This is a genomic window from uncultured Tateyamaria sp. (genome assembly GCF_947487805.1).
In the GTDB taxonomy this organism is placed as follows: domain Bacteria; phylum Pseudomonadota; class Alphaproteobacteria; order Rhodobacterales; family Rhodobacteraceae; genus Tateyamaria.
Window position 1 is genome coordinate 1 of record NZ_CANKXW010000002.1, and the last position, 23,036, is coordinate 23,036.

Sequence of the window (23,036 nt, forward strand, 5' to 3'; positions counted from 1 at the left end):
TGCCCGTGATCACGATGGACCCCGTGGTGATCAAGCACAGGTTCATGAAGGCCGTCGCAAGCTGATGAAAAGGGCCGGTGCCTGATCGCGCCGGCCTACGCAGGCATTAAGGCCGTCTTCATTCCTCACCCCGTATCGTGCATCCACTCACTTGTGGATCCGAGCGATGCGTTTGACCTGGCCCCGCGCCTCACGACTGTCTTTGAAGTTGCCATTGCTGATGTTTGCAATGGCCGCCATTGCGATGATCGCGACCGGTTTCGTGGCCTACCGCGTGGCCAAGTCGGCCCTCGTGGCCCAGGGACTGGACCGGTTGGAGGCAACGACGCAGGCGCGTGCTGTCGAGGTATCCGAATGGATCCAATGGACGCTGGATGACATTGCCTTTCAGGCGGAAAACCCGAATGTCGTCAACGCGCTGCGATCCTTTGACGGGGCGTGGTCGACGCTTGAAGGGGATCCAACCGCCTATTTGCGCGACGTGTTTGTGACCCAAAACCCCCATGACGCTGCGGAGCGGGATGCCCTCGTCTATCCCGATGACAGGTCCGGTTACTCCCGCAATCACCGAAAATATCACGGTTTCTTTCAATCCATGGCGCGCCAGCGGGAATACGAAGACGTGTTCCTGATCGGGCGCGATGGTGCCGTGTACTATTCCGTTTTCAAGGGCCCGGATTTCGCACAGACAAGCTTGTCCCCGGTCTTGGCTCGCGCGGTCGTCCGCGCAGGCGGTCCGCAAGGCACTGCAAGCGTGTTCCTTGATTTTGAACATCTGTCCCAGGATGGAGCGCCGATGGCGCATTTTGCCAGCACGATTCGCGATGGCGGTGGCAATCCGATCGGCACGCTTGTCTACCGTACCGATGGCAACGCGATTGCACAGATCCTGAGGCATTCGGTGGGATTGAGTGACATGGGGCTGACCTATGTTCTGGGCCGCGATGATCTGGTGATTGCCGCATTTGGCGGCGGGGCGGACGTTGTCGATATCCACGCGCCTACAGATGACGTGCTGGCGCAGGACCTGCTGGAAGTGGACGAGGCGCAGTGGCAGATCGTGACGCGGGAACCGATGTCTTTCCTGATCGCGCCGGCCATTCTGGTGCTGCAATCGATCATCGGGGAGGCTGCGATTGTTCTGTGTGTCATGGCTCTGGCAGGGGTGTTCACCGCGCGCGGCATAGCACAGCCGATGAACCGTCTGCGGCAGGCGATGCGGTATATTCGCGACGGGGATTACGCCCGGCCTGTGCCGGAGGTGGCCCGCCGGGACGAAATTGGCGACATGGCGCGCACCCTGGACCGAGTACAGCAGGCGTTGCGCGACGGAGAAGCGGCGATGGTCGACAGTCGCGTCAAAAGTGCCGCCATGGATGCAAGTTCGGCGGCGATGCTGGTGCTGACGCGGGACGGGGCTGTAAATTACCGGAACCAGGCGGCTCGCGCCCTGCTCGGGCGCATAGGAATGAATGACGACGGCGCGGAGGTTCGCTCCATGCTGCCGGAGACGATGCGCGCGGCGCTGGAGACAGGGCAACCGGAAAGCACACATTGCGAAACGGTCATCGGGGCGGTCTCGATCGCCCTTGGACTTGATGCGATCTGCGGTCCAGGCGGGCAATTGACGGGCTGGGTGCTGGAGATGTCCGACGTGACGGACGCGCATCGCCATCAGGCGGTGTTGCGCAGTCTCGATCATCATCAAGTGCGGCTGGATTTCGATCCCGGTGGGCGGATTATCCGCATCAACGAAAAGCTGACCGGATTGATCGGGCAGGACTGTCTGGGTCTGGATTGGCAGGCGGTGGTGCATGCAGATGACGCGGGATTGTGGCAAAACATTCTGGGAGCTGCGACCTGGTCGGGGCATATCCGTGTGGTTGCCGGAGATGGCGTGCGGATCTTGCGGGGCAGTGTTTCTCCACTCCATAATCCCCAAGGCGACCTGTTGCGCCTTGTTTTCCTGGGTTCGGACGTCACGGAGGCGGAAGAGGCGGTGCGTGTCGCGGCTGATGAGCGCAACCGGATGCAGGCAAACCAGAGCGCGGTTGTCGACAGTCTGCGCGGTGGATTGGCGCAGCTGTCGCGCGGGGACTTGAGCACACAGATCACCGATCCGTTTTCGCCCGAATACGAGCAGGTGCGGCTGGATTTCAACGCGACGTCGCAGTCCTTGGCGCTGGCGATGCGCGACATCGCCCAAAGCAGTGACACGATACGGGCGCAGAGTGATGATATTTCAGAGGCCGCCGAAGGGCTGGCTGCGCAAGGGGAAACGCAGGCGGCGGCGCTGCAGCAGACGTCCATGACATTGGATCAGCTGACTCAGAACGTGCGCTCGGCCGCAGCCAAGGTGCATTCGTCCAGCGAAATGGTGGCTGAAACCAGCCGAAATGCCCGCCAGCAGATCTCCATTCTGGATGATGCCGAGGCTGCAATGCACGCCATTCAGGCGAGTGCCGGTGAAATCACACATATCGTGTCCGTGATCGACGACATCGCGTTCCAGACCAATTTGCTGGCGCTGAACGCCGGCGTGGAAGCGGCGCGTGCCGGGGAGGCGGGGCGCGGTTTTTCGGTTGTCGCATCGGAGGTCCGAGCGCTGGCGCAGCGCAGTGCCGCGGCGGCGTCGCAGATTGATACGCTGGTACAAAACAGTGACAATCACGTCGCGCGCGGGGTTGAACTGTTTCGAGAAACCGGGCGCGCCCTTAGCGAAATTTCCCAGTCGGTGGAGCAGATCAACGCGCAAATGGGCGACATCGCGAATGCAAGTGCCGATCAATCCCTTGCGATCGCCGAAGTTAACGAAACGCTGGCGCATATCGATCAGTCCACGCAGGCTCATGTCGCGATGTTCGAGCGGGCGTCAGAAACCGGGCGCATCCTGCGTGCGCAGTCGGCCGCGTTGTCTCAGACGCTCAAACGCTTTGAACAGACCGAGACCCGACAGGCCCCTGACCTCGTGCGGCGTGTGGGGTAAGGTCGGCATGGTCGCGGTTGCGCAGGCGCATGAAAGATACAAGGTCGTGGCCATTGACGATTCGCGTACGATGCGGCGATGGCTGGCATCGGCCATCGCTACGGATGCGCGGCTGGAACTTGCCGGTGCGGCTGCGTCCGCACAGGAGGCCCGCGCGATCATCAAGGCGACGAACCCGCATGTCCTGACCCTGGACATCGACATGCCGCATATGAACGGGCTGGATTTCCTCGGCCATCTCATGCGCTTGCGCCCGATGCCCGTGGTGATGTTCGCCGCGGGGTTCAGCACCAACAAGGCGTTTGAGGAACGGGCCCTGGAGCTTGGGGCCTCAGTCTGCTTGCCCAAGCCGGTCATGGCTTCGAAAACCGACATGGTGCATCTGTGCGATACGCTTGTGGATACTGTCGAGCGGTCAGGGCGCCATCGGCGCAAAGATCCCATCGCCGCGCTGGATCAGGTCGACAGCCTCGTGCTTGTCGGTGCGTCCACGGGCGGCGTGGCCGCCATCGAAACCTTTGTTCAGCAATTGCCCGCGAACGGGCCGCCGGTGGTGATTGCGCAGCATATGCCCCAGAGCTTCCTGAGCAGTTTTGTACGGCGCCTGGACCGACTCGTGCCGCAAAACGTGTCATTTGCCGAAGACGGCATGCGGCTCTCTGCTGGGGATATTCGGATTGCACCATCCAGCGGATACCAGACCTGCATGACGTGGCACAGTCGGGCGTGGCACCTGCAGTTCACGCCCAACAGATATGAAAACGTGTTTTGTCCGTCTGTCGATATCCTGTTTGCCTCTGCCGTCCCATGGGCCGACAAGGTTGGGGCGGTTCTGCTGACGGGCCTCGGCCGTGACGGGGCCAAGGGGATGCTCGATTTGCGCCGAAACGGCGCGCGCACACTGGGCCAATCCGAGGACAGCTGCGTGGTCTATGGCATGCCGGGTGCGGCGCTGGCGATGAACGCGTCCGAAGATGAAATGCCGATCGAAGAGATCGGGACGGCCATCATTGCGCGGTTGGACCGCGCAAGGGGTCAGGATGCGGGACGGTGACCGAGCAGCGCATCCACATCACGCAAGGCGAATACGCGACGGCGTCGGTGCCCGACGTGTACATCTCGACGCTATTGGGGTCCTGCGTATCCTGTTGCCTGTGGGATCCGGTTGCGGGCGTCGGCGGTATGAACCACATGCTGCTGGCGAAATCACCCGCGGCGACCGTGCGCACCTTGTCTGGCATCCACGCTATGGAGATGCTGATCAACGATCTGATCAAACAGGGTGCTCGGAAGGATCGATTGTCCGCCAAGGCGTTCGGAGGCGCTCGTATGATCAAGGGGCTGTCAGACATCGGTTCACAGAACGCGGAATTCACCGTTGGCTACCTGTCGCAAGAGTGTATCCCGCTTGTGACGCAATCTCTGGGGGGCACGCATGCGCGCACGCTCCGGTTCTGGCCCGCGACGGGCCGCGTCATGCAAAAGCTGACGGATACGCGGGTTGTCGACGTTGAAACGGCGCCAGTTGCGGCGCCCGGGCATGGTGTGGAGCTCTTCTAGGGGCGCGAGCGATACGGCAAACGTCACAAAATCCGGCAGAGAAAGCTGTCAAAACAGTTCGACGTGGCCGGCCTGCGTGTCCGGTACTGCGGTGGTGTCTTGCAAGATGCGCTGTGTTGCCGACAGCCGAAGCGATGTCAGCATGTCCTGAAGCCCCAACCCATCTGTTGCCAGACCGTGGGACAGACGCGCCAGGTCATCAAGTGATTGTTCCAACCGGTCCATCTTTTGCAGTTCGCGTATGTCGGTTTCTGACGGCGCGGATGATCCGATCGTCAACATCGCTGAGACAACCTCGGAGACATCGGTGACCTCTCCGGCAAGTTCGGACAGATGGTCCGCCATGTTGCGCAGGACGCGCCGGATTTCCGACAGCTCGATCTCTTCGGGCTGTCTCACAGCGGTCCAACCACGCTCTCGATGCATTTGCGCAGATCCTGTGCCGCAAACGGTTTCTTGAGATAGTTGTTCATTCCCAATTTGCGCCCGTAGTCGATGATTTCCTGCTCTGCACGACCCGTGATCAGAATGAAGCCAATCGACTTGGTCTTGGGGCCCGAACGGAGGCTGTGCAGCAACTTTAACCCGTCCATTTTGGGCATGTTGTAATCCGAGATCACCAGATGAACCGGGGCGCGGGCAAGAATCTGGAGCGCGTTTGCCCCATCTTCGGCGGTCGAAATGTGACTGATGCCAAAGCTGTCCAGCGTTTGCGTGATGATACCACGACTGGTCGACATGTCGTCCACGACCATGATTCTGATTTGATCACGCAGTGCCATTCAAGTGCCCCCGTTTCTGAAAGCCGGGCAGGGAATGCCCGGTACGTTGATAAGCGGTTGGTCCGATAGAAGAAAATCCAAATGTGTCGGGCGCGTTAACCCGTTCGGAGTGGCCAAGAAAGAAGAAGCCGTCTGACCGGAGCGCATTGGCAAATCTGGGCCAAAGCCGGTTTTGCGTTTCCGCGTCAAAATAGATCACCACGTTTCTGCAAAAGATGGCGTCAAACGGGTGCCTCATCGGCCAATCGGAAATCAGGTTCAGTTCCTGAAAGGAAATCAGGGACTTTACGGCAGCGCCTATCGTCACGGATTGACCGTCGGCCGTATCAATATGTGTGAATGCGCGGCGGTGCTGTTCCGGTATGCCGCTGACCTGTTGCAATGCGTATTGCCCCCGGCGCGCGAACTGGATCACCCTCTTGTCGACATCCGTAGCAAGGATCCTGAAATCCGCATCCGCCAGGCCGGGAATTTCGCCGAGCAAGTGCATGGCGATGGAATAGGGCTCCTGACCGTTCGAACAGCCCGCCGACCAGATGCGAATGCGCTCCTTTTTGTAAATTCTGCGCCGGAACTCGTCACGCATGGCGGTCGTCAGCACGTCGAAGTGATGCGGCTCGCGGAAGAAATGCGACACATTCGTCGTCAAGGCCGAGATCATATGCTGTTTCTCGTCCATGCCCGCCGGAGAACAGAGAAGGCGCACATAGGCATCAAAGCTCGACATGTCGAGCGCACGTAACCTGTGGCGCAACCGCGATTGCACCATCATGATCTTTTCCGGCACGAGCTTGAGCCCGCATGCAGTATGAACAAGCCTCGCCAGGTCGTTGAAGGCGTCCGGATTCAGGTCGGACTTGGCCTTGGTCGGGTCCATCAGGCGGCGTCGCTTTGCTCGAACGCGACGATATTCGGCAAGTCCAGCACGCGGGTCATACGTTCGTCCACAAGCGTGAGATACTTGATCACGGCAGAGGATCCTTGGCTCGTGGCCTCCGGCGGTGGTTGCAAATCGGATTTCGGCAGCGTGATGATGTCCGAGACCGCATCGACCAGCAGCCCGGTCATCGTTTCCTCGTGAATGACAACAATGATGACGTTTCGGTCAGAGTGGGAGCGCGGCGGCAGGCCCAAACGTTCGGACAGATCCATGACCGGCAGGACGGTGCCGCGCAGATTGATAACGCCACGCATGAAGCTGGGCGCGTGAGGCAGCGGCGTTGCCTTGGTCCATCCGCGAATTTCGCGGACGCACATGATGTCGAGCGAATATTCCTGATCCCCGAGCCGAAAGGTCAGCAATTCTATCGTTTCCTGGTGATGCGTGTCTGACATGTCATGCTTCCATTCTGGATTTGGCGCGCAGGGCCTGTGATTGATCCGGCGTTTGCGCGATGATGTCGGTGGGGTCGAGGATCAGGGCGATCTGTCCATCGCCGAGGATCGTTGCCGCCGCTATGCCGGGCGCGCGATAGAACGTGTCATCGAGCCCCTTGATCACCACCTGTCGCTGATCCTGGATTTCATCGACGATGAGTGCGCCGGACCTTCCGTCCTCGTGTGTGATGAGGAGTGCGACACTGTCGGTATAGTCATCCTGACGCTGGCGGTAGCCGAGCAGGTGACCCAGATCAAAAAGCGGCACAAAGCCGTCGCGCACGCGGACCACGTGCAATCCGGGTTGGATCGTGTCGAGTGTTTCAGGCGTCAGCGTCAGGGTTTCGGCGACCATGTTCAGCGGAAGAACAAGCGTCTCGCCTGCAACTTCGACGACCATGCCGTCCAGCACGGCCAGCGTCAGGGGAAGGGAGATCGAGAACGTGGTGCCTGCGCCTTGCGTCGATGTGATGGAAATCCGGCCGCCGAGGGCCTGGATAGCGGTGCGCACGACATCCATGCCGACACCGCGACCGGACAGGTCGGACACAGTGCTCGCAGTTGAAAAACCGGGCATGAACAACAGGTTGTCGATCTCTGTATCACTCAGGACGGCATCGTTCGGGATCAACCCTTTGTCCATGGCGATCTGTTGGACCCGCGCGCGGTCGATCCCGCCGCCATCATCGGACACTTCGATGATCACCCGACCGGAGCGATGCGCGGCGAGCAGGCGCACGATGCCTTCTGCCGGTTTGCCGGCGGCGAGCCGGTCGGCAGTGCTTTCGAGGCCATGGTCCACGGCGTTGCGGATCATGTGCGTTAGTGGATCGGCCAACCGTTCGATGACGGTTTTGTCCACCTCGGTGGTTTCGCCTTCGGTGATGAGACGCACGTCCTTGCCAACAGCGGAAGACGCCTCTCGGACGATGCGGGACATGCGCTGGAACAGGGACTTCACGGGTTGTGCGCGGATCATCATCACGCTGTCCTGAATGTCACGGGTCAGCCGCTGGAATTCTTCGAGGCCATTCATCGCATCGGAATGAGGAGACAGGCCCGCGCTTTGCAGGCTTTGGGCGAGCATGGCCTGATTGATCACCAGTTCGCCCACAAGATTGACGAGCCGCTCGATCCGCTCGAGATCGACGCGCACCACGGACTTGGGCGCGACAGTCGGCGTGCGGGCCTCTTCCTTGGGTTTGGCGTTGCTTGTGGTGACATCCGGATCGGGGGTCGGGTCCAACTCTGCCGCCGGGGGCAGGTCGACCAGCGCGGGCAGGATGGGCAGTTCTGCCTGTGCGTCCGTCTGCTCGACGGAGTAGGTGCAAAGCCCATCGACAAATTCGAATGCCGAGTTGATCTCTGCCTCATCCGCCGCGGTTTCGAGGATCACGGTCCAGGAGAGGTAGGAGGTTTCGGGCGCGAGTTGATCCAGTGGCGGCACCCGGTTGGTGTCGCAGGTGATCTGGCAGGGGCCGAGATCGGAGAGGGCGCGCAGGATCGGGAAGGCGTCATTGCCGTTTTCGAACATTTCCGTGTCCGGAGTGAACACGATCTTGTAGGCGGGGGATGCGGCGGGTGCGTCGTCGGTCTCTCCTAGGTCAAGGTCCAGCGTCAGGCCGACAGGGCGGAAATCGATCTCTGGCTCGGGTTCGGCGAGACTGGGTTCGGTCGCGATGAACGACTCGAGTTCTTCGAGCAGCCCTTCGCCATTCTGGATGGGAAGGGGGGTATCATCACGGCAGGCGCGCACGAGGTCCGAGAGATGGTCGCTGGCACGAAAGAACAGTTTGAGCAACTGTGGCGTTGTTTTCAACCGGTCCGCGCGGACCCCGTCCAGCACGGTTTCGTATTTGTGGGCAAAGCGCACCAGCGCTTCGAGCCCGAAGGCGCCAGCGCCCCCCTTGATCGAGTGGACGGCGCGGAACACGACATGGATCGTTTCGGAATCGTCCGTGCCGTCATCCATCATCTGCAGACCGTCCTGCATTGCCTCCAACAGCTCTTCGCATTCGATGAAGAAAGAGGCGCGGATTTCGGCCATTGGATCGGGTGACGACATTGCGGTGCTCCTACCCGGCGACCATTTGCAAGGCCTTGACCAACTTGGCCGGATCAAACGGTTTGACGATCCAACCTGTGGCTCCGGCGGCGCGGGCGCGGAGTTTCAGCTCGGGCGCGGCCTCGGTTGTGAGCACCAGGATGGGCGTCGTCTTGTGTCCCGCCTGATCGCGCACGGCGTCGATAAAACCGAACCCGTCCATGCGTGGCATGTTGATGTCTGTGATGATCACGTCCGGCGCAGTATCGGCCAGCACCTCGGTCCCGTGAATGCCGTCATCGGCAGTGTGCACGGTAAACCCGGCAGGTTCCAACGCAAGACGGATCATGTCGCGCATTGTGCGGCTGTCATCGACCGCAAGGATTTCAAGGCTCATAACGCGCCCTCCGCAATGATTTCGGGTGTCAGGCCCATGTGAACGAGGTGAGCGCCGGCCTTGTCGCTCAGTGCCGTGAACTCAAAGACGCCGCCGTTCTCAGTGACGGCGCGCGCCGCGCTGATCAGCGCCTGTACCCCAAGAGCGCCCATATGGGTTACTTCGGAGGCATCGAGGCGCACGACGCCGTTGACCACGGCATCCTTCAATTCGGCGGTCAGCGCAGTGACCGTTGCGGCATCAAGCCGTGGGGGAAGCATCAAGCGGTCAGGCATGACCCCTCCGCCCGGTGTGGCACCTGCAATTCCTCATAACCTGACCTCGTATCTGCAAAACGTGCAGGCGGTGTAGCGGACGGTCCGTTAAGACCGCGTTACTGTTCATGGTCAATTGGCGGCGTTTCCAGGCGGCACGGCCTCGGAAAACAGGTGCACCCGCGCCGATTTCGCGACGCGGGTGCAATGGAAATGTCTAGAATTGAAAAGGGTCAGGCGCGGCGGCGGCGTCCACCTGTGCGGCCCGCGCGGCCCCGGTTCTCCTGCCCTGCCTTGGGGGCGACACGGTTGAACTTGATCCACTCACCGCCACCCTCATCGTTGTTGGTCAGGAAGTTCGCAGCGCGGATCGCCTCCATTTCCTTGCCCGCACGGGGCAGGGTTGAGCCCATGCCAAACAGCGTGACCAGCGTTTCGTCGTCCATGCCCTCGGGCAGCACGATGCCCGCGGCTTCGATCTCGGCACGTTTCTCGGCGATCTTGGTCGGTCCGACGGGCAGAGCGACCGGGTTCATGATCGCAGACGTCATTCCCACGCCCATGGCCATGGGCAGGAAGGCGTTGTTGATGCCGTGCCGGTTGGGCAAGCCAAAAGAGATGTTCGACGCACCGCAGGTGGTGTTCACGCCCAGTTCCTCGCGCAGACGGCGCACAAGGGTAAAGACCTGCAATCCAGCAGTACCCATGGCGCCGATGGGCATGACCAGCGGATCAACGACGATGTCATGAGCGGGGATGCCGAAATCGGCGGCACGTTCCACGATCTTCTTGGCGACGGCAAAACGGACGTCGGGGTCTTCGGAAATGCCGGTGTCGTCGTTGGAAATGGCCACCACGGGCACGTTATATTTTTTGACCAGCGGCAGCACCAGTTCGAGCCGTTCCTCTTCGCCGGTGACGGAGTTCAGGAGCGGACGGCCTTCGGCAGCGGCCAGCCCGTTTTCCAGCGCGCCGGGCACCGAGCTGTCGATGCAGAGCGGGCAGTCAGTCACGGCCTGCACGGTTTCGACCAGTTGGCGCATCAGCTCAGGCTCGACAAAGTTGTTGTCGGCGTAACGCGGGTCTTCGGCCATCTTGTTGGAGAACACCGCGCCGGAGTTGATGTCGAGCACCGTGGCCCCGGCGGCGACCTGTGCGATGGCGTCCGCCTGCACGCGGGAAAAATCGCCGCGCTCCAGCTCTTCGTTCAGGACCTTGCGGCCCGTGGGATTGATGCGTTCGCCAATCACGCAGAACGGTTGGTCAAAACCGATCAGCGCGGTCTTGGTTTTGGATTCGACGACGGTGCGTACCATGTTGGGGTCCTTCAGGCGGTGGCAGGAACGGCAGCGGCGCCACCGTTCTCGATGGCCCAGTTGGCATTGGTCTTGATCCCGCCCAGCGGGAAGAAGTGCACCTGGGTGATGTTGAAATCGGGGTTTGCGGCCTTGTGGGCGGCCAGTTCGGAGATGACCTCGGTGGGCTCGAACGGCATCAAGAGCTTGGTGACGTCCTTGGCCCGGCGTTGCAGCACGCGCAGCGAGGGACCCACGCCGCAGGCAATGGCGAATTTGATCATTGTTTGCAGCTTGGCCGGGCCTGCGATGCCGATATGGATCGGCAGATCGATGCCCGCGGCCTTGAGGCTGTTGGCCCAAGTGATAATCGGCCCCGCCTCAAAGGCGAACTGGGTGGCGATGGCCATCTGCGCATCCGTGCGGGTCGAGAAATCCTGTTTCCAGCGCAGCGCGTCTTCGACATTCTGCATGCCGCCGTTGGGGTCGATATCCTTGTTGCCCTCGGGGTGGCCCGCCACGTGCAGGTTCTTGAAACCGGCCTTGTCGAACAGCCCGCTTTCGAGCAGTTGCATCGAGCTGTGAAAGTCGCCATGCGGCGTGTCCACGCCCCCGGCCAACAGCAGGGCCTGATCCACGTCAGCCTCGCCCTGATAGCGGGCAATCCAGTCGGCAAGCGTGGCCGCATCCTTGATGATGCGCGCGGGAAAATGCGGCATGACCGGGAAACCTTCGGCATTGAGACGCTTGGCGGTGGCCACCATGTCCGCTATCGGCGTGCCCTCGATATGGGCGATGTAGACGCGGGTGCCGGCGGGCAGGATCGCGCGGAAGTCATCGACCTTCTGGGCGGTGCGCGGCATCACTTCGATGGAATAGCCTTGCAGGAACGCCTCAACCTCGGGGCTGAGCCTGCCCGGAACCGGGCCATCGTCTTTCTTGAAGTTCAGCAATGCCATGGGATTTCTCCTCTGATTGGGCCTCAGGCCCAGCCTTCGTTGTCGATCAGCGCCTTGATCCGCGCGGTGTCATATTCGGTTTCCAAACGGACGGCCTCGGCCTCGGCCACGGCGTCGGGCTCTCCGTCGACCGGGTAGGGATCGGCCTTGCGCCACTCGGCCAGATAGGCATCCGCGTCCTTGGCGTTCACCTTCATCGCGGCGCGGTCGATGGCCTGTTCGAACCGTTCGGCCAGCTGCCGCTTGGACCCACGACGCCCCTTGCCCACAATGACCTGGGCCGGGATATCGCGCCAGTAAACGATCGTGACGTCAGGCATCTGATTCCTCCATCTGAGTTGATCTTGAATACGGCACGGACCGACCGTCACACGGCCCAATTTCGACAAAACCGGCCACTGTTGCGACGTGCGGCGTGGACAGTCAGCGCGGCGGCACCCGCTGGTGCACCTCCACGCAGCACCCTTCGCGCAAAGCGGCGCATGGGTAAACGTCAAATAATTCATAAAAGATATCGCATTTGCCGCGATCGCCCCGGACATATGCCGATTGCGGTCAATCCCCTTGCGCGGTGCGGTCGCAATCCATATCCTTGGGACAACTCGTAATGAAAGGCGCAAAGTATGGCGCCAAAGCGTCCCCAAGGTGCGGGCGCGCTCAAGAAGCGGGACCCTAGGCTGGGGTCCCAGCCCGTGCCACGTGCCCCAGGATCGCCCGAGCTTTATGCCGCGCTGGATCTGGGCACGAACAGTTGTCGTATGTTGATCGCCGAGCCGCGAGGCGCGGGGTTTCACGTTGTCGACAGTTTCTCGAAATCGGTGCAGCTGGGGCTAGGGCTGGAACGGTCCGGCCGTCTGTCGCGAGGGTCCATGGCGCGCACGGTGCAGGCGCTGCGGATCTGTCAACAAAAGCTGAAGCGGCACAAGGTGCGGCGGATGCGCCTGGTCGCGACCGAGGCGTGCCGGCGTGCGGTCAATGCGCGCGAGTTCATCGAACGGGTGCGCCGCGAAACCGGACTGCAACTTGATATCATCGAGCCGGAGGAGGAGGCGCGCCTTGCGGTGATCTCCTGCGCGCCGCTGGTCAGCCCCAAGACAGAGAATCTGCTGGTTGTGGACATTGGCGGTGGATCAACCGAGCTGGTGTGGATCGATCTGTCGGCGGTCGCCAAGAAGGACCGCCCGCAGGCGATCATGCGGCTGCATTCCGGGTTTATCCGCGCGGTAAGCGATGTGCCGGAGGCGCGGGTTGTCGACTGGATCAGTGTTCCGCTCGGCGTCGCGACCTTGCGCGAACAGTTCAACGATGTCGAAGACGACGCCGCACGGTTCGCGTTGATGAGCTGGTTTTTCGAGGAAAACCTCGCCGATTTCACCCCATATCACGCCACAGAACCGACTGAGCGATTCCAGATCGTCGGCACCTCCGGCACGGTCACGACCGTGGCAGCGTCGCATCTGGGGCTGCGCCGCTATGACCGGACCAAGGTGGACGGGCTGCGCATGTCCTCTGACCAGATCGACGCGGTGATCCGGTCCTATCTGTCGATGGGGCCGGGGGGACGGCGTGCGGATCCGCGGATCGGGTCAGACCGGCACGCATTGATCATGTCGGGTGCCGCGATCCTTCAGGCGTTGATGCGGTGCTGGCCCACCGACAGGCTGTCAGTTGCGGACAGGGGCCTGCGCGAGGGGCTGCTTTATGCGCAGATGAGCGCCGACGGCGTGCTTGACGACCAATCCGCTTGAACCACCGCGCCCGGCAGGATAGGGCGTCACATTCGCAAAACGAGGGCCCCGCATGGCCAAGACCCCATCAGGAAAGAACACATCGGGCCGCGGTCAGCGCGACCTGAAGGTCAAGGTCAAGACTGCGCGCGGGCGCAAGCTGTCGTCGACGCGGTGGTTGCAGCGGCAGTTGAACGATCCCTATGTCAAACGCGCCCAAGCCGAAGGATACAGGGGGCGTGCGGCCTACAAGATCCTCGAACTGGACGACAAGTTCCGGTTTCTGGTGCCCGGCGCGCGGATTGTCGATCTGGGTGCGGCACCGGGCGGCTGGTGCCAGGTTGCGGTCAAGCGCTGCAACGTGCTGGGCGAGAAATCCGGCAAGGCCAAGGGCACGATCCTCGGCATCGACCTTCAGGAGATGGAGCCGATTGCTGGCTGCGAATTGCACCAGTTGGATTTCATGGAGGACGACGCCGACCTGAAGGTCAAGGAATGGCTTGGCGGCAAGGCGGATGTGGTCATGTCGGACATGGCCGCGGCGTCCTCGGGCCACAAGCAGACCGACCACTTGCGCATCATCTCGCTGTGCGAGGCGGCGGCGTATTTTGCCTTTGACGTGCTGGATGAAGGCGGCACATTCGTCGCCAAGGTGCTGGCGGGCGGTGCCGAGGGCAGCCTGCAAAAGCTGCTCAAGCAGCGGTTCGACAAGGTCGCGAACGTCAAGCCGCCTGCGTCGCGGGCGGACAGTTCAGAAAAATTTGTGGTAGCGACCGGGTTTCGCGGAGACGCCTGAGCGCTCCAGCGACTTTAGCGCGGTTTTCTGCACCGCACTGATTTCATCCACGTCCAGCTTGCGGGTCGGGCGTGTTTGCAACGTCTGCGTGGTATCAACGGCGGCGTCGGTCTGGCGTAATAATTCGAAAATACGTTGATGGCGCGGGTTTTGAGGGTCGTGAAATGACATGGCAACAGCAACCTTGGAACAGAGTAACAAAAAATCGGTTTGAGCAGATGTCGGAGCAGCCCGACGGGAACTGAGGATACGCGAATCTACGATTGTTTCAAGAAAGTTAATACGATTCCGTATGGAGACAGGGTGAAAAGACCCTGTTTGCCGAAAGTCGGTGCAGTTACCGCCGGAGCGACAGGCGTGCCCGGTTCAGCAGTGCAAAGACGTCCCCGGCCGCAGATGCAGAGGGCTTGCCCGCACGTTCGGCCGCGAGCGTCTCCTGTCGAATAAGCTCGAACAGGCGCATATGCGGGGTCATTTGGGTTGCAAATCGGGTCATGGACCGCCCGATATCGTCGCAATCTGGCCGGGCAAAGACCGCTCTGGGGCCAATTCAGGGCAGGTGGCGTTCAGATGGACAGGCGCGCGGCGTGGGTGCCACGTTCGCGATACGGTGTCGTGTCGTAATGCGCCCGGTAGCACTTGGAGAAATGGGACGGCGACGCGAACCCGCAGGCGAGCGCCACGTTGATCACGCTCATGTCCGTCTGCATCAACAGGTTGCGCGCCTTTTGCAGGCGCAATTCCATATAGTACCGCTTGGGGCTGCGGTTCAGATAGCGGCGGAACAGGCGTTCCAACTGGCGCGTCGACATGCCCACGTCCTTGGCCAGGATCGAGGGGCTGATCGGCTCTTCGATATTCTGTTCCATGATCTGGATGACCTGGCTCAGCTTGGGGTGCCGAACGCCGATGCGCGTGGGCACCGACAGCCGCTGGGTGTCCTGATCGGTGCGGATCGAGGAATAGATCAGCTGGTCGGCCACGGCATTGGCCAGTTGTTCGTCGGTGTCGTCGGCAATCAGTTTGAGCATCAGGTCAATCGAGGATGTGCCACCGGCGGTTGTCAGGCGCTTGTCATCGACGACAAAGACGGATTTTGTCAGCTCAACATCCGGGAATTCTTCGGTAAAGCTGTCCTGGTTTTCCCAATGGATCGTCGCGCGCTTGCCGTCGAGTAGGCCGGCTTTGGCCAGTGTGTAGGCGGCGGTGCACAGACCCGCGACCGGCACGCCCTTGCGGGCCTCGCGGCGCAGCCATCCCAGAAGGCGCTTGGTCGAGGCCACTTGTACGTCGATGCCGCCACAGACCATCACGACGTCATCGCGCGACAGGTCATCGAGATCACCGTCGAGCTTGAACCCGGTGCCTGCCGAACAGTTGATATAGTCGCCACCCTCGCCGATGATCTTCCAGCTGTAGATCTCGCGCCCCGCCATGCGGTTGGCGATCCGCAGGCTTTCCAGTGCGGCCGAAAAGCACAGCATGGTGAAATTATCGAGCAGGACAAACACAAAACGTTTGGTTTTGTCGACCTCTTGGCGGGTCTGTGTCGCCGGGCGCTGAATGGACATCGCGGCATGGATCCTGGTTTGTCAGCCGCCTCAGGTGACGCGACGAAATGTTTTGCCTCTGGGACCATGATCACGCACCTGAACATACGTCAAGAGGGTGCATTTGTGATATGGTCACCGACCAGTGCCTTTTGTATAGAGGGTCCGCGATCATGGGATCGCTAACATATTTTTGCGGAGAAACGAGATGAGCGATTGGACAAAATCTGACTGGCGCGCCAAGCCCCGGGTCCAGATGCCCGATTATACCGACGCTGCGGCCTTGAACGCGGTTGAGGCGCAGCTTTCCAAATATCCTCCGCTGGTTTTTGCCGGTGAAGCGCGCAGGCTCAAGGCGCATCTGGCTGCGGCGTCGCGTGGCGATGCATTCCTTTTGCAAGGTGGCGACTGTGCCGAGGCGTTCGACCAGTTCAGCGCCGACAGCATCCGCGACACCTTCAAGGTGATGTTGCAGATGGCGATGGTGCTGACGTACGGCGCCAAGGTGCCGGTGATCAAACTGGGCCGGATGGCCGGGCAATTTGCCAAGCCGCGCTCGGCGCCCACGGAGACCGTGAACGGCGTCGAATTGCCGAGCTACCGCGGTGACATCATCAACGAGCTCGATTTCACCCCCGAGGCGCGCATTCCCGATCCCAAAAAGATGTTGCAGGCCTACACGCAGGCGGCGGCGACGCTGAACCTGTTGCGGGCTTTTTCGACAGGTGGTTTCGCGGACATGCACCGGGTGCATTCGTGGACGCTTGGCTTTGCCGATGGCAACGGGGCCGAGAAATACCGTGAGATCGCGGCGCGCATTCAGGACACTATCGATTTCATGTCGGCGGCGGGCATCGATTCCGACACGACGCATGAATTCTCGACCGTAGAGTTCTACACCAGCCATGAATCGCTGCTGTTGGAATACGAAGAGGCGCTGACACGCATCGACAGCACCACCGGCAAGTGGCTCGCCGGGTCCGGTCACATGATCTGGATCGGCGACCGGACACGTCAGCCGGACGGCGCGCATGTGGAATTTGCCCGAGGTGTGCAGAACCCCATCGGCCTGAAATGCGGCCCTTCGATGACCAGCGAAGACCTTAAACTGTTGATGGCCAAGCTGAACCCCGAGAACGAAGCCGGGCGCCTGACACTGATTGCGCGTTTTGGTGCAGGGGCCGTGGGCGAGCATTTGCCGCGCCTGATCAACACGGTCCGCGAAGAAGGCGCCGAAGTCACCTGGGTGTGCGATGCGATGCACGGGAACACGATCAAGTCGTCCACCGGCTACAAGACGCGGCCCTTTGACAGTGTTCTGCGAGAGGTGCGGGAATTCTTTGGCGTGCATGCGGCAGAAGGCACGACACCCGCAGGTGTGCATTTCGAGATGACCGGGTCGGACGTGACCGAGTGCACCGGCGGTGTACGTGCGGTGACCGAAGAGGATCTGAGCGATCGCTATCACACCGCGTGTGATCCGCGTCTGAACGCGTCGCAATCGCTGGAACTGGCGTTCCTCGTGGCCGAAGAGCTGTCGGATCTGCGAAACACACGCAACGCGGAGCGTGCCGCGAGCTAAGGCATCAAGGCACGGACACGAAAAAACGCGCCGGGCGGTTCTGCCTGGCGCGTTTTGCGTTTCTGGGTGCGTTTCAGTCGTCTGATGTTACGATCCGCAGGTAGGGGACATCGGGCCGGGGTGTGCGGCTCTTGAACTCGGGCGCAGGTTCGGCAAAGCCGCGCAGCGGAGCGACCTGTTTCTCGACAGGTTCCGCGATGGGTTCGCGGGGCATGGCCGCAGATGTTGTGATCGGGCGGATCTTGGCGCCAACAACGTCAAAGCGGCGCGGGGTGTGGCCGATGTCGCCTTGGGCCACCAGACAACCCAAGATGCGGCTGACATCGCCCAGATCGCTCTTGAGCGGCAACAGGATCAGGCGCGCGTCCAGATGCGGCTTGGTCGCACTGGTTTCGGCATTCATGCGCAATTCGCACACTGCGGGGCGTTCGCACACGTCTTCGAGCACATCATTGATCTGACGGCGGCAGGGCGGGCTGATCAGCGACGTCAGGGGCATGCCGCGCACTTCCATGCCCATCAGGTCGCTCAGATGGCTGCCTGCGATGCGGATGCGGGCCATGCCCGGCGCGATCCGCTCCAGAACAAAAGTGTATTCCAGCGCGGATTCGATCCCGCGTGGATCAATCTCGGACCGCTTGGGCATCAGCCGCGCACCACGCAGCCCTTCCCAATAGGCCTCAACCTGGGAAATGGCGGAATATCCGACTTCTGCGCGAAACTCTGTCATATTGGTAATATTGTGCGGGTTCAGGTCTGATTTGTCCATTGCTTGCGTCTTTCACTCATCCTGTATGCGCATTTGCGCCACAAACTCATTTAACTTGCACAAAACGTATCAAATTCTCGCGGAGTTCCACGACATTTCCTAACCTTTGGTTAACCGACCTGCGCTGGAGATGCGTGGCGGGTCTGACTTGCCTGACCTGTCCGGACACCCTAAACGCTGGGGTATGACCAACCGCCCTGTTTCCCCCGCCTTGAGGTCGATGACCGGATTTGCCGCTGCAACCGGTGGCGCTGACCCGTTCCGATGGAATTGGGATATCCGCAGCGTGAACGGCAAGGGGCTCGACCTTCGGTTGCGCATGCCCGACTGGATCGAAGGGCTGGAGGCCGCCGTGCGGCCCCAGGTCGCCGCCCACGCCAAGCGTGGAAATATCACCCTGTCGCTGCGGGTGTCGCGTGACGATGCGGCGGCGGTGTCCGCGCTCAACACGGCCCAGATGAAGGCGGCCGTGGCCAGCCTGCTGGCGATCGAGGCGGAGGCGATGGAGATGGGCCTGTCGCTTGCGCCCGCACGAGCCAGCGACATCGCGATGATGCGCGGCGTGATGGAGCAGTCCACCATGCAGGATGATCCGGCCCCGCTGCGCAAGGCGCTGCTGTCCGAGCTGCCCGCGTTGCTGGACGCTTTTGACGCGATGCGGTGCGAGGAGGGCGCGGCCCTGCTGACGGTGCTGCTGGGTCAGTTGGACGAGATCGAGGCGCTGACCAAGGAGGCTGCCGCCCTGGCCGAGGCCCGCAAGGATGAGGTGGCAACGACGTTGAAACGAAACCTCGCCCGCGTGCTGGACAACACCGATGGGGCCGATCCGGACCGGGTGGCGCAGGAACTGGCCCTTCTGGCAGTCAAGGCGGACGTCACCGAAGAGATCGACAGGCTGCACGCCCATTTGCAGGCCGCGCGCGCGCTTTTGACAGATGGTGGACCTGTGGGGCGCAAGCTGGATTTCCTGATGCAGGAGTTCAACCGCGAGGCCAACACCCTGTGTTCCAAGGCGCAGAACGCAGAACTGACACGGGTCGGGCTGGCGCTCAAGGCGCTGATCGACCAGATGCGCGAACAGGTACAGAATGTGGAATGAACACCTTGGTTGAAACGCAAACCCGTCGCGGGCTTCTCATCATCCTCAGTTCTCCGTCCGGCGCGGGCAAGAGCACGCTGGCGGGGCGTTTGCGCGTCTGGGATCCCGCGTTGAGTTTTTCCGTGTCGGCCACCACCCGCGCGCCGCGTCCCGGCGAAACGGATGGCGAACACTACAACTTTATTTCCGAGGCCGCTTTCAAATCTGCGGTAACCGAGGACGAGATGCTGGAACACGCGCATGTGTTCGGCAATTTCTACGGCTCGCCCAAGGGGCCGGTGCAGGCCGCCATCGAGGCGGGGCGCGATGTGCTCTTTGACATCGACTGGCAGGGCGCACAGCAGATCACCAATTCAGGCTTGGGGCAGCACACGCTGTCGATCTTTATCCTGCCGCCGTCGATCAAGGAACTGCGGCGCCGGTTGGAAAGCCGAGGACAGGACACAGCAGAGACGATTTCGCGGCGCATGCAGAAGAGTTGGGACGAGATCAGCCACTGGGGCAGCTATGACTACGTGCTGGTCAATGACGATCTGGACGAGACCGAGGCACGCCTGAAAACCATCATTTCCGCCACGCGGCTGCGCCGGTTGCAGCAGCCGCAACTGACCGAGCATGTGCGCCGGTTGCAATCGGAATTCGAGGAACAGACATGACACTCTACGCCTTGGGCGACGACCGCCCGCAGATCGCCAAAGACACGTGGATCGCGCCCGATGCCAACCTGATCGGCAAGGTCGTGGTCGAACAGGCAGCCTCTGTCTGGTTCGGCTGCACGATCCGCGCGGATCACGAAGAGATCCGCATCGGCGCCGGCACGAATGTGCAGGAAAACTGTGTGATGCACATTGATATGGGGTTCCCGCTGACGATCGGCGCAGGGTGTACAATCGGTCACAAGGTCATGTTGCACGGCTGCACGATTGGCGAGAATTCCCTGATCGGGATGGGGGCCACGGTGCTGAACGGGGCCACGATCGGCAAGAACTGCCTGATTGGTGCGGGCGCGTTGATCACCGAGGGCAAAGACATCCCGGACGGGTCGCTGGTGATGGGGGTGCCGGGCAAGGTTGTGCGCAGCCTCGATGAGGCGGCCATTCAGGGGCTGCGCGCCTCGGCGTTGCATTACCAGGAAAACATGCGCCGTTTTCGCGACACGATGGTCGAGGTGGATGGCTGATGCCGCATTGTGAACTGAGCTATTCCGACGACCTTGGCATAGACGCCAAGGCCATTCTGGCCGAAGTCGAAGACTGCATCCTGTCCCATGATGAGGGCGCAGGAGAGACCAAGGGGCGGGCCTTTCCGGCGCCCGTGTTCCATCACAGCCATCTCAAGGCGTCCGTTGCGCTGCTGTCCAAGCCGCACCGTGGGGCCGCGTTTACGGCGGCATTGCAAGCCGATCTGGTTCAGCGCATCGCGGCCCATCTGCCGCGCCCCTGCTGGCTGAGCGTCGACATCACCTATAGCACTGCGACCTATCACACGGAATTTCTGGAATGATCTCGAACAGCAAGGGGTCGATCATGCGCCCCGATCCGTTGCCCGACAGCGCGTCGCGCCCAGTGGCCACACCTCTCAGCCCCTCGGTTGTCTACGCCTCGGACACGCCCGATATGCTGGACGCCCAGTACGAGGGCGACCTGCATGGCTATACCTACAGCCGCGAGGGGCATCCGAATGCGGACGTGGTGGCACAAGCCATCGACCGAATGGAAGGTGCGCCGCATATGGGCGTCGTCACCTCCAGTGGTATGGCGGCGGTATCGGCCGTGTTGCTTGGTCTGACGCAGGCGGGCGATCATGTCATCGGGGGCAACCAGCTTTATGGTCGGTCACTGCGCATGATGACCGAGGATCTGCCGCGTCTGGGCGTGCAGACCACCATGGTGGATCCCGGCGATGTGGACGCGGTGCGGGCGGCCATCCGGCCCGAGACCAAGCTGATCCTTGTCGAGGTCGTGTCCAACCCCACGTTACGAGTGGCGGATATCCTCGGCCTGTCTGCGCTGGCGCGCGAAACCGGCGTCCTGCTGGTCGTCGACAACACGTTCACCACGCCGCGCGGTTTTCGTGCATTCGATCACGGGGCCGATATCGTGATCCATTCGGTGACCAAGCTGTTGGCAGGGCATTCGGATGTCATGCTGGGCTATGTCGCGGCAAGGGATGAAGCGCTGAACGACCGGTTGCGGGTGTTTACCGTGACGACGGGTATGACGCCCAGCCCGTTCGACTGCTGGTTGGCGGAACGTGGGATGCTGAGCTTTGCGCTGCGCTTTGACAGGGCGCAATCCACCGCCGAGACGCTGGCCACGCATCTGGCCGGATTGGAGGGGGTCAAGCGGGTCATTTACCCATCTCGCCATGACCACCCAGATCATTTGCGAGCGCAGGCGCTTCTCAAGGGCCAGTACTGCAATATGGTCAGTTTCGAGATCAATGGCAGCCGCGAGGCGGCCAACGCACTGGCGCGAGGCGCAGAGGGCCTGAGCTTTGCCCCAACACTCGGGGACGTGGGCACGACGATCTCGCATCCTGCGTCGTCGTCGCACCGGGCGCTGACGCCAGAAAAGCGCGCCGAACTGGGCATGTCCGAGGGGTTCTTTCGCGTTTCCGTGGGCCTCGAAGAGCCGCAGGCGCTGTGCGATGTGTTCACTGCCGCCATTCAGGCCGCGACCGGGTAGAACGGGGGGACGCCGACATGGGCGACGACCTTTTGGGCACAGTCCTGTCGGCCATTCCACTGCCCGCGCTGGCCATAGACCGGACCGAGCGGATCATCGCCGCCAATACGGAGGCGCTGACGCTGATCGGGCAGCAGGCGCTGAGACGGAACTATGTCACGATGCTTCGCCAGCCAGCCTTGCTGGATGCGATCGAGGCGACGCTGCTGGACGGTCGCCCGCGCACGACGCGGTATCTGGGCAATGACGGCGCGCAGGACACGACCTTTCGCGTGAGCTGCCGTGCGGCGGCGGGTGTGGGGGCAGGGGGCGCAGGTGTGGCGCTCTTGTCGTTCGAAGACGTCACCCACGTCGAACAGGCCGGGCAGATGCGGCGGGATTTCGTGGCCAATGTCAGCCACGAGTTGCGCACGCCGCTGACCGCGTTGATGGGGTTCATCGAAACCCTGCGCGGCCCCGCCCGTGACGATGCTGTCGCCGCCAAACGGTTCCTCGACATCATGCAGGACGAGGCAGAGCGCATGAACCGTCTGGTGGGGGATCTGATGTCGCTCAACCGCGTTGAGGGCGACGAAAGGGTGCGCCCGACCGAGCGCGTCGTTTTGAACGACATTCTCGATTCGACCCTGCGGACGATGCGCAACCTTGCCACGGAGGCCGGTGTATCGCTGGAGTCTGAGTTCGGGGATACGCCTGTCACGCTCATGGGCGACGCCGATCAGCTCAAGCAGGTCTTCACCAACCTTATTGAAAACGCAATTAAATATGGCGGCGCTGGCGGGCGGATTACCGTGCGCATCATGCCCAGCCCGCACGAAGCCGCCTTGCGCGCGCCGGGTGTGCGGGTCCAGATCATCGACTATGGGCCCGGCATCGATCCGGTGCACCTGCCGCGGATCACCGAACGGTTCTACCGCGCTGATGATCATCGCAGCCGGGCCCTGGGCGGCACCGGTCTTGGCCTTGCCATCGTCAAGCATATCATCAACCGCCACCGGGGCCGGTTGCGCGTGGAAAGCGTACCGGGCGAGGGCGCTACCTTTACCGTGATCCTGCCGGTGCAGGAAAATCCCTAGCGACGTAGGGGCATCCCGGGCGCTGTCGTAAAACTGTTACGTAACTGTCACAAAAGCATTGCGAGACCTGCCTAGACGGGCGGCGAGGTCCCCGCT

26 protein-coding genes are annotated in these 23,036 nt (G+C 61.7%); 12 read left to right on the forward strand and 14 right to left on the reverse strand.

Annotated features, from left to right (window positions below; all coding sequences use genetic code 11):
* Positions 1-220 precede the first annotated feature (220 nt).
* Genes Q0949_RS05630 through Q0949_RS05640 form a run of 3 tightly spaced genes read left to right on the forward strand, consistent with a single transcriptional unit; the run spans position 221 to position 4,546 of the window.
* Positions 221-2,986: a methyl-accepting chemotaxis protein gene (locus Q0949_RS05630; protein WP_299369532.1), complete on the forward strand. Its 2,766-nt coding sequence runs from the start codon at positions 221-223 to the stop codon at positions 2,984-2,986.
* A gap of 46 nt (positions 2,987-3,032) precedes the next feature.
* Positions 3,033-4,040: a chemotaxis protein CheB gene (locus tag Q0949_RS05635; RefSeq protein ID WP_299369534.1), complete on the forward strand. Its 1,008-nt coding sequence runs from the start codon at positions 3,033-3,035 to the stop codon at positions 4,038-4,040.
* Positions 4,037-4,546 (forward strand): chemotaxis protein CheD, encoded by a 510-nt coding sequence (locus tag Q0949_RS05640; RefSeq protein WP_299369536.1) that lies wholly within the window; start codon positions 4,037-4,039, stop codon positions 4,544-4,546. Before Q0949_RS05635 ends, Q0949_RS05640 begins: the two co-directional genes overlap by 4 nt.
* Positions 4,547-4,594: 48 nt before the next feature.
* Here Q0949_RS05640 and Q0949_RS05645 read toward each other — a convergent pair whose 3' ends face one another.
* The 10 genes from Q0949_RS05645 to Q0949_RS05690 form a co-directional block, all read right to left on the reverse strand.
* Positions 4,595-4,945, reverse strand: a complete 351-nt coding sequence (locus Q0949_RS05645; protein WP_299369538.1) for a hypothetical protein — start codon at positions 4,943-4,945, stop codon at positions 4,595-4,597.
* Positions 4,942-5,328, reverse strand: coding sequence for a response regulator (locus Q0949_RS05650; protein WP_299369540.1), 387 nt, complete (start codon positions 5,326-5,328; stop codon positions 4,942-4,944). The genes Q0949_RS05645 and Q0949_RS05650 overlap by 4 nt, the downstream gene beginning before the upstream one ends.
* Entirely contained in the window at positions 5,315-6,205 is an 891-nt protein-coding gene (locus tag Q0949_RS05655; protein ID WP_299369542.1) for a protein-glutamate O-methyltransferase CheR, read from the reverse strand. Before Q0949_RS05655 ends, Q0949_RS05650 begins: the two co-directional genes overlap by 14 nt.
* Complete coding sequence (locus Q0949_RS05660; protein WP_299369544.1) at positions 6,205-6,663, reverse strand: chemotaxis protein CheW; 459 nt, start codon at positions 6,661-6,663, stop codon at positions 6,205-6,207. Before Q0949_RS05660 ends, Q0949_RS05655 begins: the two co-directional genes overlap by 1 nt.
* 1 nt (position 6,664) lies before the next feature.
* On the reverse strand, positions 6,665-8,770 hold the full coding sequence (locus Q0949_RS05665) for a chemotaxis protein CheA (protein WP_299369546.1): 2,106 nt from the start codon (positions 8,768-8,770) through the stop codon (positions 6,665-6,667).
* A 10-nt stretch (positions 8,771-8,780) separates the two neighbouring features.
* Positions 8,781-9,146 (reverse strand): response regulator, encoded by a 366-nt coding sequence (locus Q0949_RS05670; RefSeq protein WP_299369548.1) that lies wholly within the window; start codon positions 9,144-9,146, stop codon positions 8,781-8,783.
* On the reverse strand, positions 9,143-9,421 hold the full coding sequence (locus tag Q0949_RS05675; protein ID WP_299369550.1) for an STAS domain-containing protein: 279 nt from the start codon (positions 9,419-9,421) through the stop codon (positions 9,143-9,145). The genes Q0949_RS05670 and Q0949_RS05675 overlap by 4 nt, the downstream gene beginning before the upstream one ends.
* Before the next feature lie 212 nt (positions 9,422-9,633).
* Positions 9,634-10,716 carry a methyltetrahydrofolate cobalamin methyltransferase gene (locus Q0949_RS05680; protein WP_299369552.1) on the reverse strand — a complete coding sequence of 361 codons (1,083 nt, stop codon included), beginning with the start codon at positions 10,714-10,716 and terminating at the stop codon, positions 9,634-9,636.
* A gap of 11 nt (positions 10,717-10,727) precedes the next feature.
* A complete protein-coding gene (locus Q0949_RS05685) occupies positions 10,728-11,654 on the reverse strand; it encodes a methylenetetrahydrofolate reductase (RefSeq protein ID WP_299369554.1) in 927 nt (308 codons plus the stop codon).
* Between the two features lie 23 nt (positions 11,655-11,677).
* A complete protein-coding gene (locus Q0949_RS05690; protein WP_299369556.1) occupies positions 11,678-11,974 on the reverse strand; it encodes a virulence factor in 297 nt (98 codons plus the stop codon).
* A gap of 303 nt (positions 11,975-12,277) precedes the next feature.
* On the opposite strand from Q0949_RS05690, the gene Q0949_RS05695 reads away from it, so the two are divergent.
* Together Q0949_RS05695 and Q0949_RS05700 are read left to right on the forward strand one after the other, a co-directional pair.
* Positions 12,278-13,402 (forward strand): Ppx/GppA phosphatase family protein, encoded by a 1,125-nt coding sequence (locus Q0949_RS05695; protein WP_299369558.1) that lies wholly within the window; start codon positions 12,278-12,280, stop codon positions 13,400-13,402.
* A 52-nt stretch (positions 13,403-13,454) separates the two neighbouring features.
* The gene (locus Q0949_RS05700) at positions 13,455-14,177 is read left to right on the forward strand and encodes an RlmE family RNA methyltransferase (RefSeq protein WP_299369560.1); all 723 of its coding nucleotides are present in this window, start codon (positions 13,455-13,457) and stop codon (positions 14,175-14,177) included.
* On the opposite strand, the gene Q0949_RS05705 is transcribed toward Q0949_RS05700, so the two are convergent.
* The 3 genes from Q0949_RS05705 to Q0949_RS05715 all read right to left on the reverse strand — a co-directional run bounded on the left by Q0949_RS05705 (position 14,133) and on the right by Q0949_RS05715 (position 15,748).
* Positions 14,133-14,348, reverse strand: a complete 216-nt coding sequence (locus tag Q0949_RS05705; protein ID WP_299369561.1) for a hypothetical protein — start codon at positions 14,346-14,348, stop codon at positions 14,133-14,135. The genes Q0949_RS05700 and Q0949_RS05705 overlap by 45 nt on opposite strands.
* Before the next feature lie 166 nt (positions 14,349-14,514).
* The gene (locus tag Q0949_RS05710) at positions 14,515-14,673 is read right to left on the reverse strand and encodes a hypothetical protein (RefSeq protein WP_299369563.1); all 159 of its coding nucleotides are present in this window, start codon (positions 14,671-14,673) and stop codon (positions 14,515-14,517) included.
* 70 nt (positions 14,674-14,743) lie between these two features.
* A complete protein-coding gene (locus Q0949_RS05715; RefSeq protein WP_299369565.1) occupies positions 14,744-15,748 on the reverse strand; it encodes a GlxA family transcriptional regulator in 1,005 nt (334 codons plus the stop codon).
* 187 nt (positions 15,749-15,935) lie between these two features.
* Between Q0949_RS05715 and Q0949_RS05720 the strand changes: the two genes are divergently transcribed.
* Positions 15,936-17,309 (forward strand): class II 3-deoxy-7-phosphoheptulonate synthase, encoded by a 1,374-nt coding sequence (locus Q0949_RS05720; RefSeq protein WP_299369567.1) that lies wholly within the window; start codon positions 15,936-15,938, stop codon positions 17,307-17,309.
* Between the two features lie 73 nt (positions 17,310-17,382).
* Here the strand turns inward: Q0949_RS05720 and Q0949_RS05725 are convergent, their stop codons facing one another.
* The gene (locus Q0949_RS05725) at positions 17,383-18,078 is read right to left on the reverse strand and encodes a PAS domain-containing protein (RefSeq protein ID WP_299369569.1); all 696 of its coding nucleotides are present in this window, start codon (positions 18,076-18,078) and stop codon (positions 17,383-17,385) included.
* 220 nt (positions 18,079-18,298) lie between these two features.
* Here Q0949_RS05725 and Q0949_RS05730 point away from each other — a divergent pair, with 220 nt between their 5' ends.
* Genes Q0949_RS05730 through Q0949_RS05755 form a run of 6 tightly spaced genes read left to right on the forward strand, consistent with a single transcriptional unit; the run spans position 18,299 to position 22,940 of the window.
* Positions 18,299-19,177, forward strand: coding sequence for a YicC/YloC family endoribonuclease (locus Q0949_RS05730; protein WP_299369571.1), 879 nt, complete (start codon positions 18,299-18,301; stop codon positions 19,175-19,177).
* A 5-nt stretch (positions 19,178-19,182) separates the two neighbouring features.
* Complete coding sequence (gene gmk / locus Q0949_RS05735) at positions 19,183-19,833, forward strand: guanylate kinase (RefSeq protein ID WP_299370813.1); 651 nt, start codon at positions 19,183-19,185, stop codon at positions 19,831-19,833.
* The gene (locus Q0949_RS05740; RefSeq protein WP_299369572.1) at positions 19,830-20,357 is read left to right on the forward strand and encodes a gamma carbonic anhydrase family protein; all 528 of its coding nucleotides are present in this window, start codon (positions 19,830-19,832) and stop codon (positions 20,355-20,357) included. Before gmk ends, Q0949_RS05740 begins: the two co-directional genes overlap by 4 nt.
* Entirely contained in the window at positions 20,357-20,680 is a 324-nt protein-coding gene (locus Q0949_RS05745; protein WP_299369574.1) for a hypothetical protein, read from the forward strand. Before Q0949_RS05740 ends, Q0949_RS05745 begins: the two co-directional genes overlap by 1 nt.
* The gene (locus Q0949_RS05750) at positions 20,677-21,864 is read left to right on the forward strand and encodes an aminotransferase class I/II-fold pyridoxal phosphate-dependent enzyme (protein WP_299369576.1); all 1,188 of its coding nucleotides are present in this window, start codon (positions 20,677-20,679) and stop codon (positions 21,862-21,864) included. Before Q0949_RS05745 ends, Q0949_RS05750 begins: the two co-directional genes overlap by 4 nt.
* Positions 21,865-21,881: 17 nt before the next feature.
* On the forward strand, positions 21,882-22,940 hold the full coding sequence (locus tag Q0949_RS05755) for an ATP-binding protein (protein WP_299369578.1): 1,059 nt from the start codon (positions 21,882-21,884) through the stop codon (positions 22,938-22,940).
* Positions 22,941-23,036: the final 96 nt, after the last annotated feature.

Coding starts and splice junctions, on each gene's coding strand:
- Q0949_RS05630 (WP_299369532.1), top strand. CDS start 221: ATGTTTGCAATGGCCGCCATTGCGATGATCGCGACCGGTTTCGTGGCC.
- Q0949_RS05650 (WP_299369540.1), bottom strand. CDS start 5,328: ATGGCACTGCGTGATCAAATCAGAATCATGGTCGTGGACGACATGTCG.
- Q0949_RS05655 (WP_299369542.1), bottom strand. CDS start 6,205: ATGGACCCGACCAAGGCCAAGTCCGACCTGAATCCGGACGCCTTCAAC.
- Q0949_RS05660 (WP_299369544.1), bottom strand. CDS start 6,663: ATGTCAGACACGCATCACCAGGAAACGATAGAATTGCTGACCTTTCGG.
- Q0949_RS05665 (WP_299369546.1), bottom strand. CDS start 8,770: ATGTCGTCACCCGATCCAATGGCCGAAATCCGCGCCTCTTTCTTCATC.
- Q0949_RS05670 (WP_299369548.1), bottom strand. CDS start 9,146: ATGAGCCTTGAAATCCTTGCGGTCGATGACAGCCGCACAATGCGCGAC.
- Q0949_RS05675 (WP_299369550.1), bottom strand. CDS start 9,421: ATGCCTGACCGCTTGATGCTTCCCCCACGGCTTGATGCCGCAACGGTC.
- Q0949_RS05680 (WP_299369552.1), bottom strand. CDS start 10,716: ATGGTACGCACCGTCGTCGAATCCAAAACCAAGACCGCGCTGATCGGT.
- Q0949_RS05685 (WP_299369554.1), bottom strand. CDS start 11,654: ATGGCATTGCTGAACTTCAAGAAAGACGATGGCCCGGTTCCGGGCAGG.
- Q0949_RS05690 (WP_299369556.1), bottom strand. CDS start 11,974: ATGCCTGACGTCACGATCGTTTACTGGCGCGATATCCCGGCCCAGGTC.
- Q0949_RS05695 (WP_299369558.1), top strand. CDS start 12,278: ATGGCGCCAAAGCGTCCCCAAGGTGCGGGCGCGCTCAAGAAGCGGGAC.
- Q0949_RS05700 (WP_299369560.1), top strand. CDS start 13,455: ATGGCCAAGACCCCATCAGGAAAGAACACATCGGGCCGCGGTCAGCGC.
- Q0949_RS05705 (WP_299369561.1), bottom strand. CDS start 14,348: ATGTCATTTCACGACCCTCAAAACCCGCGCCATCAACGTATTTTCGAA.
- Q0949_RS05710 (WP_299369563.1), bottom strand. CDS start 14,673: ATGACCCGATTTGCAACCCAAATGACCCCGCATATGCGCCTGTTCGAG.
- Q0949_RS05715 (WP_299369565.1), bottom strand. CDS start 15,748: ATGTCCATTCAGCGCCCGGCGACACAGACCCGCCAAGAGGTCGACAAA.
- Q0949_RS05720 (WP_299369567.1), top strand. CDS start 15,936: ATGAGCGATTGGACAAAATCTGACTGGCGCGCCAAGCCCCGGGTCCAG.
- Q0949_RS05725 (WP_299369569.1), bottom strand. CDS start 18,078: ATGGACAAATCAGACCTGAACCCGCACAATATTACCAATATGACAGAG.
- Q0949_RS05730 (WP_299369571.1), top strand. CDS start 18,299: ATGACCGGATTTGCCGCTGCAACCGGTGGCGCTGACCCGTTCCGATGG.
- Q0949_RS05740 (WP_299369572.1), top strand. CDS start 19,830: ATGACACTCTACGCCTTGGGCGACGACCGCCCGCAGATCGCCAAAGAC.
- Q0949_RS05745 (WP_299369574.1), top strand. CDS start 20,357: ATGCCGCATTGTGAACTGAGCTATTCCGACGACCTTGGCATAGACGCC.
- Q0949_RS05750 (WP_299369576.1), top strand. CDS start 20,677: ATGATCTCGAACAGCAAGGGGTCGATCATGCGCCCCGATCCGTTGCCC.
- Q0949_RS05755 (WP_299369578.1), top strand. CDS start 21,882: ATGGGCGACGACCTTTTGGGCACAGTCCTGTCGGCCATTCCACTGCCC.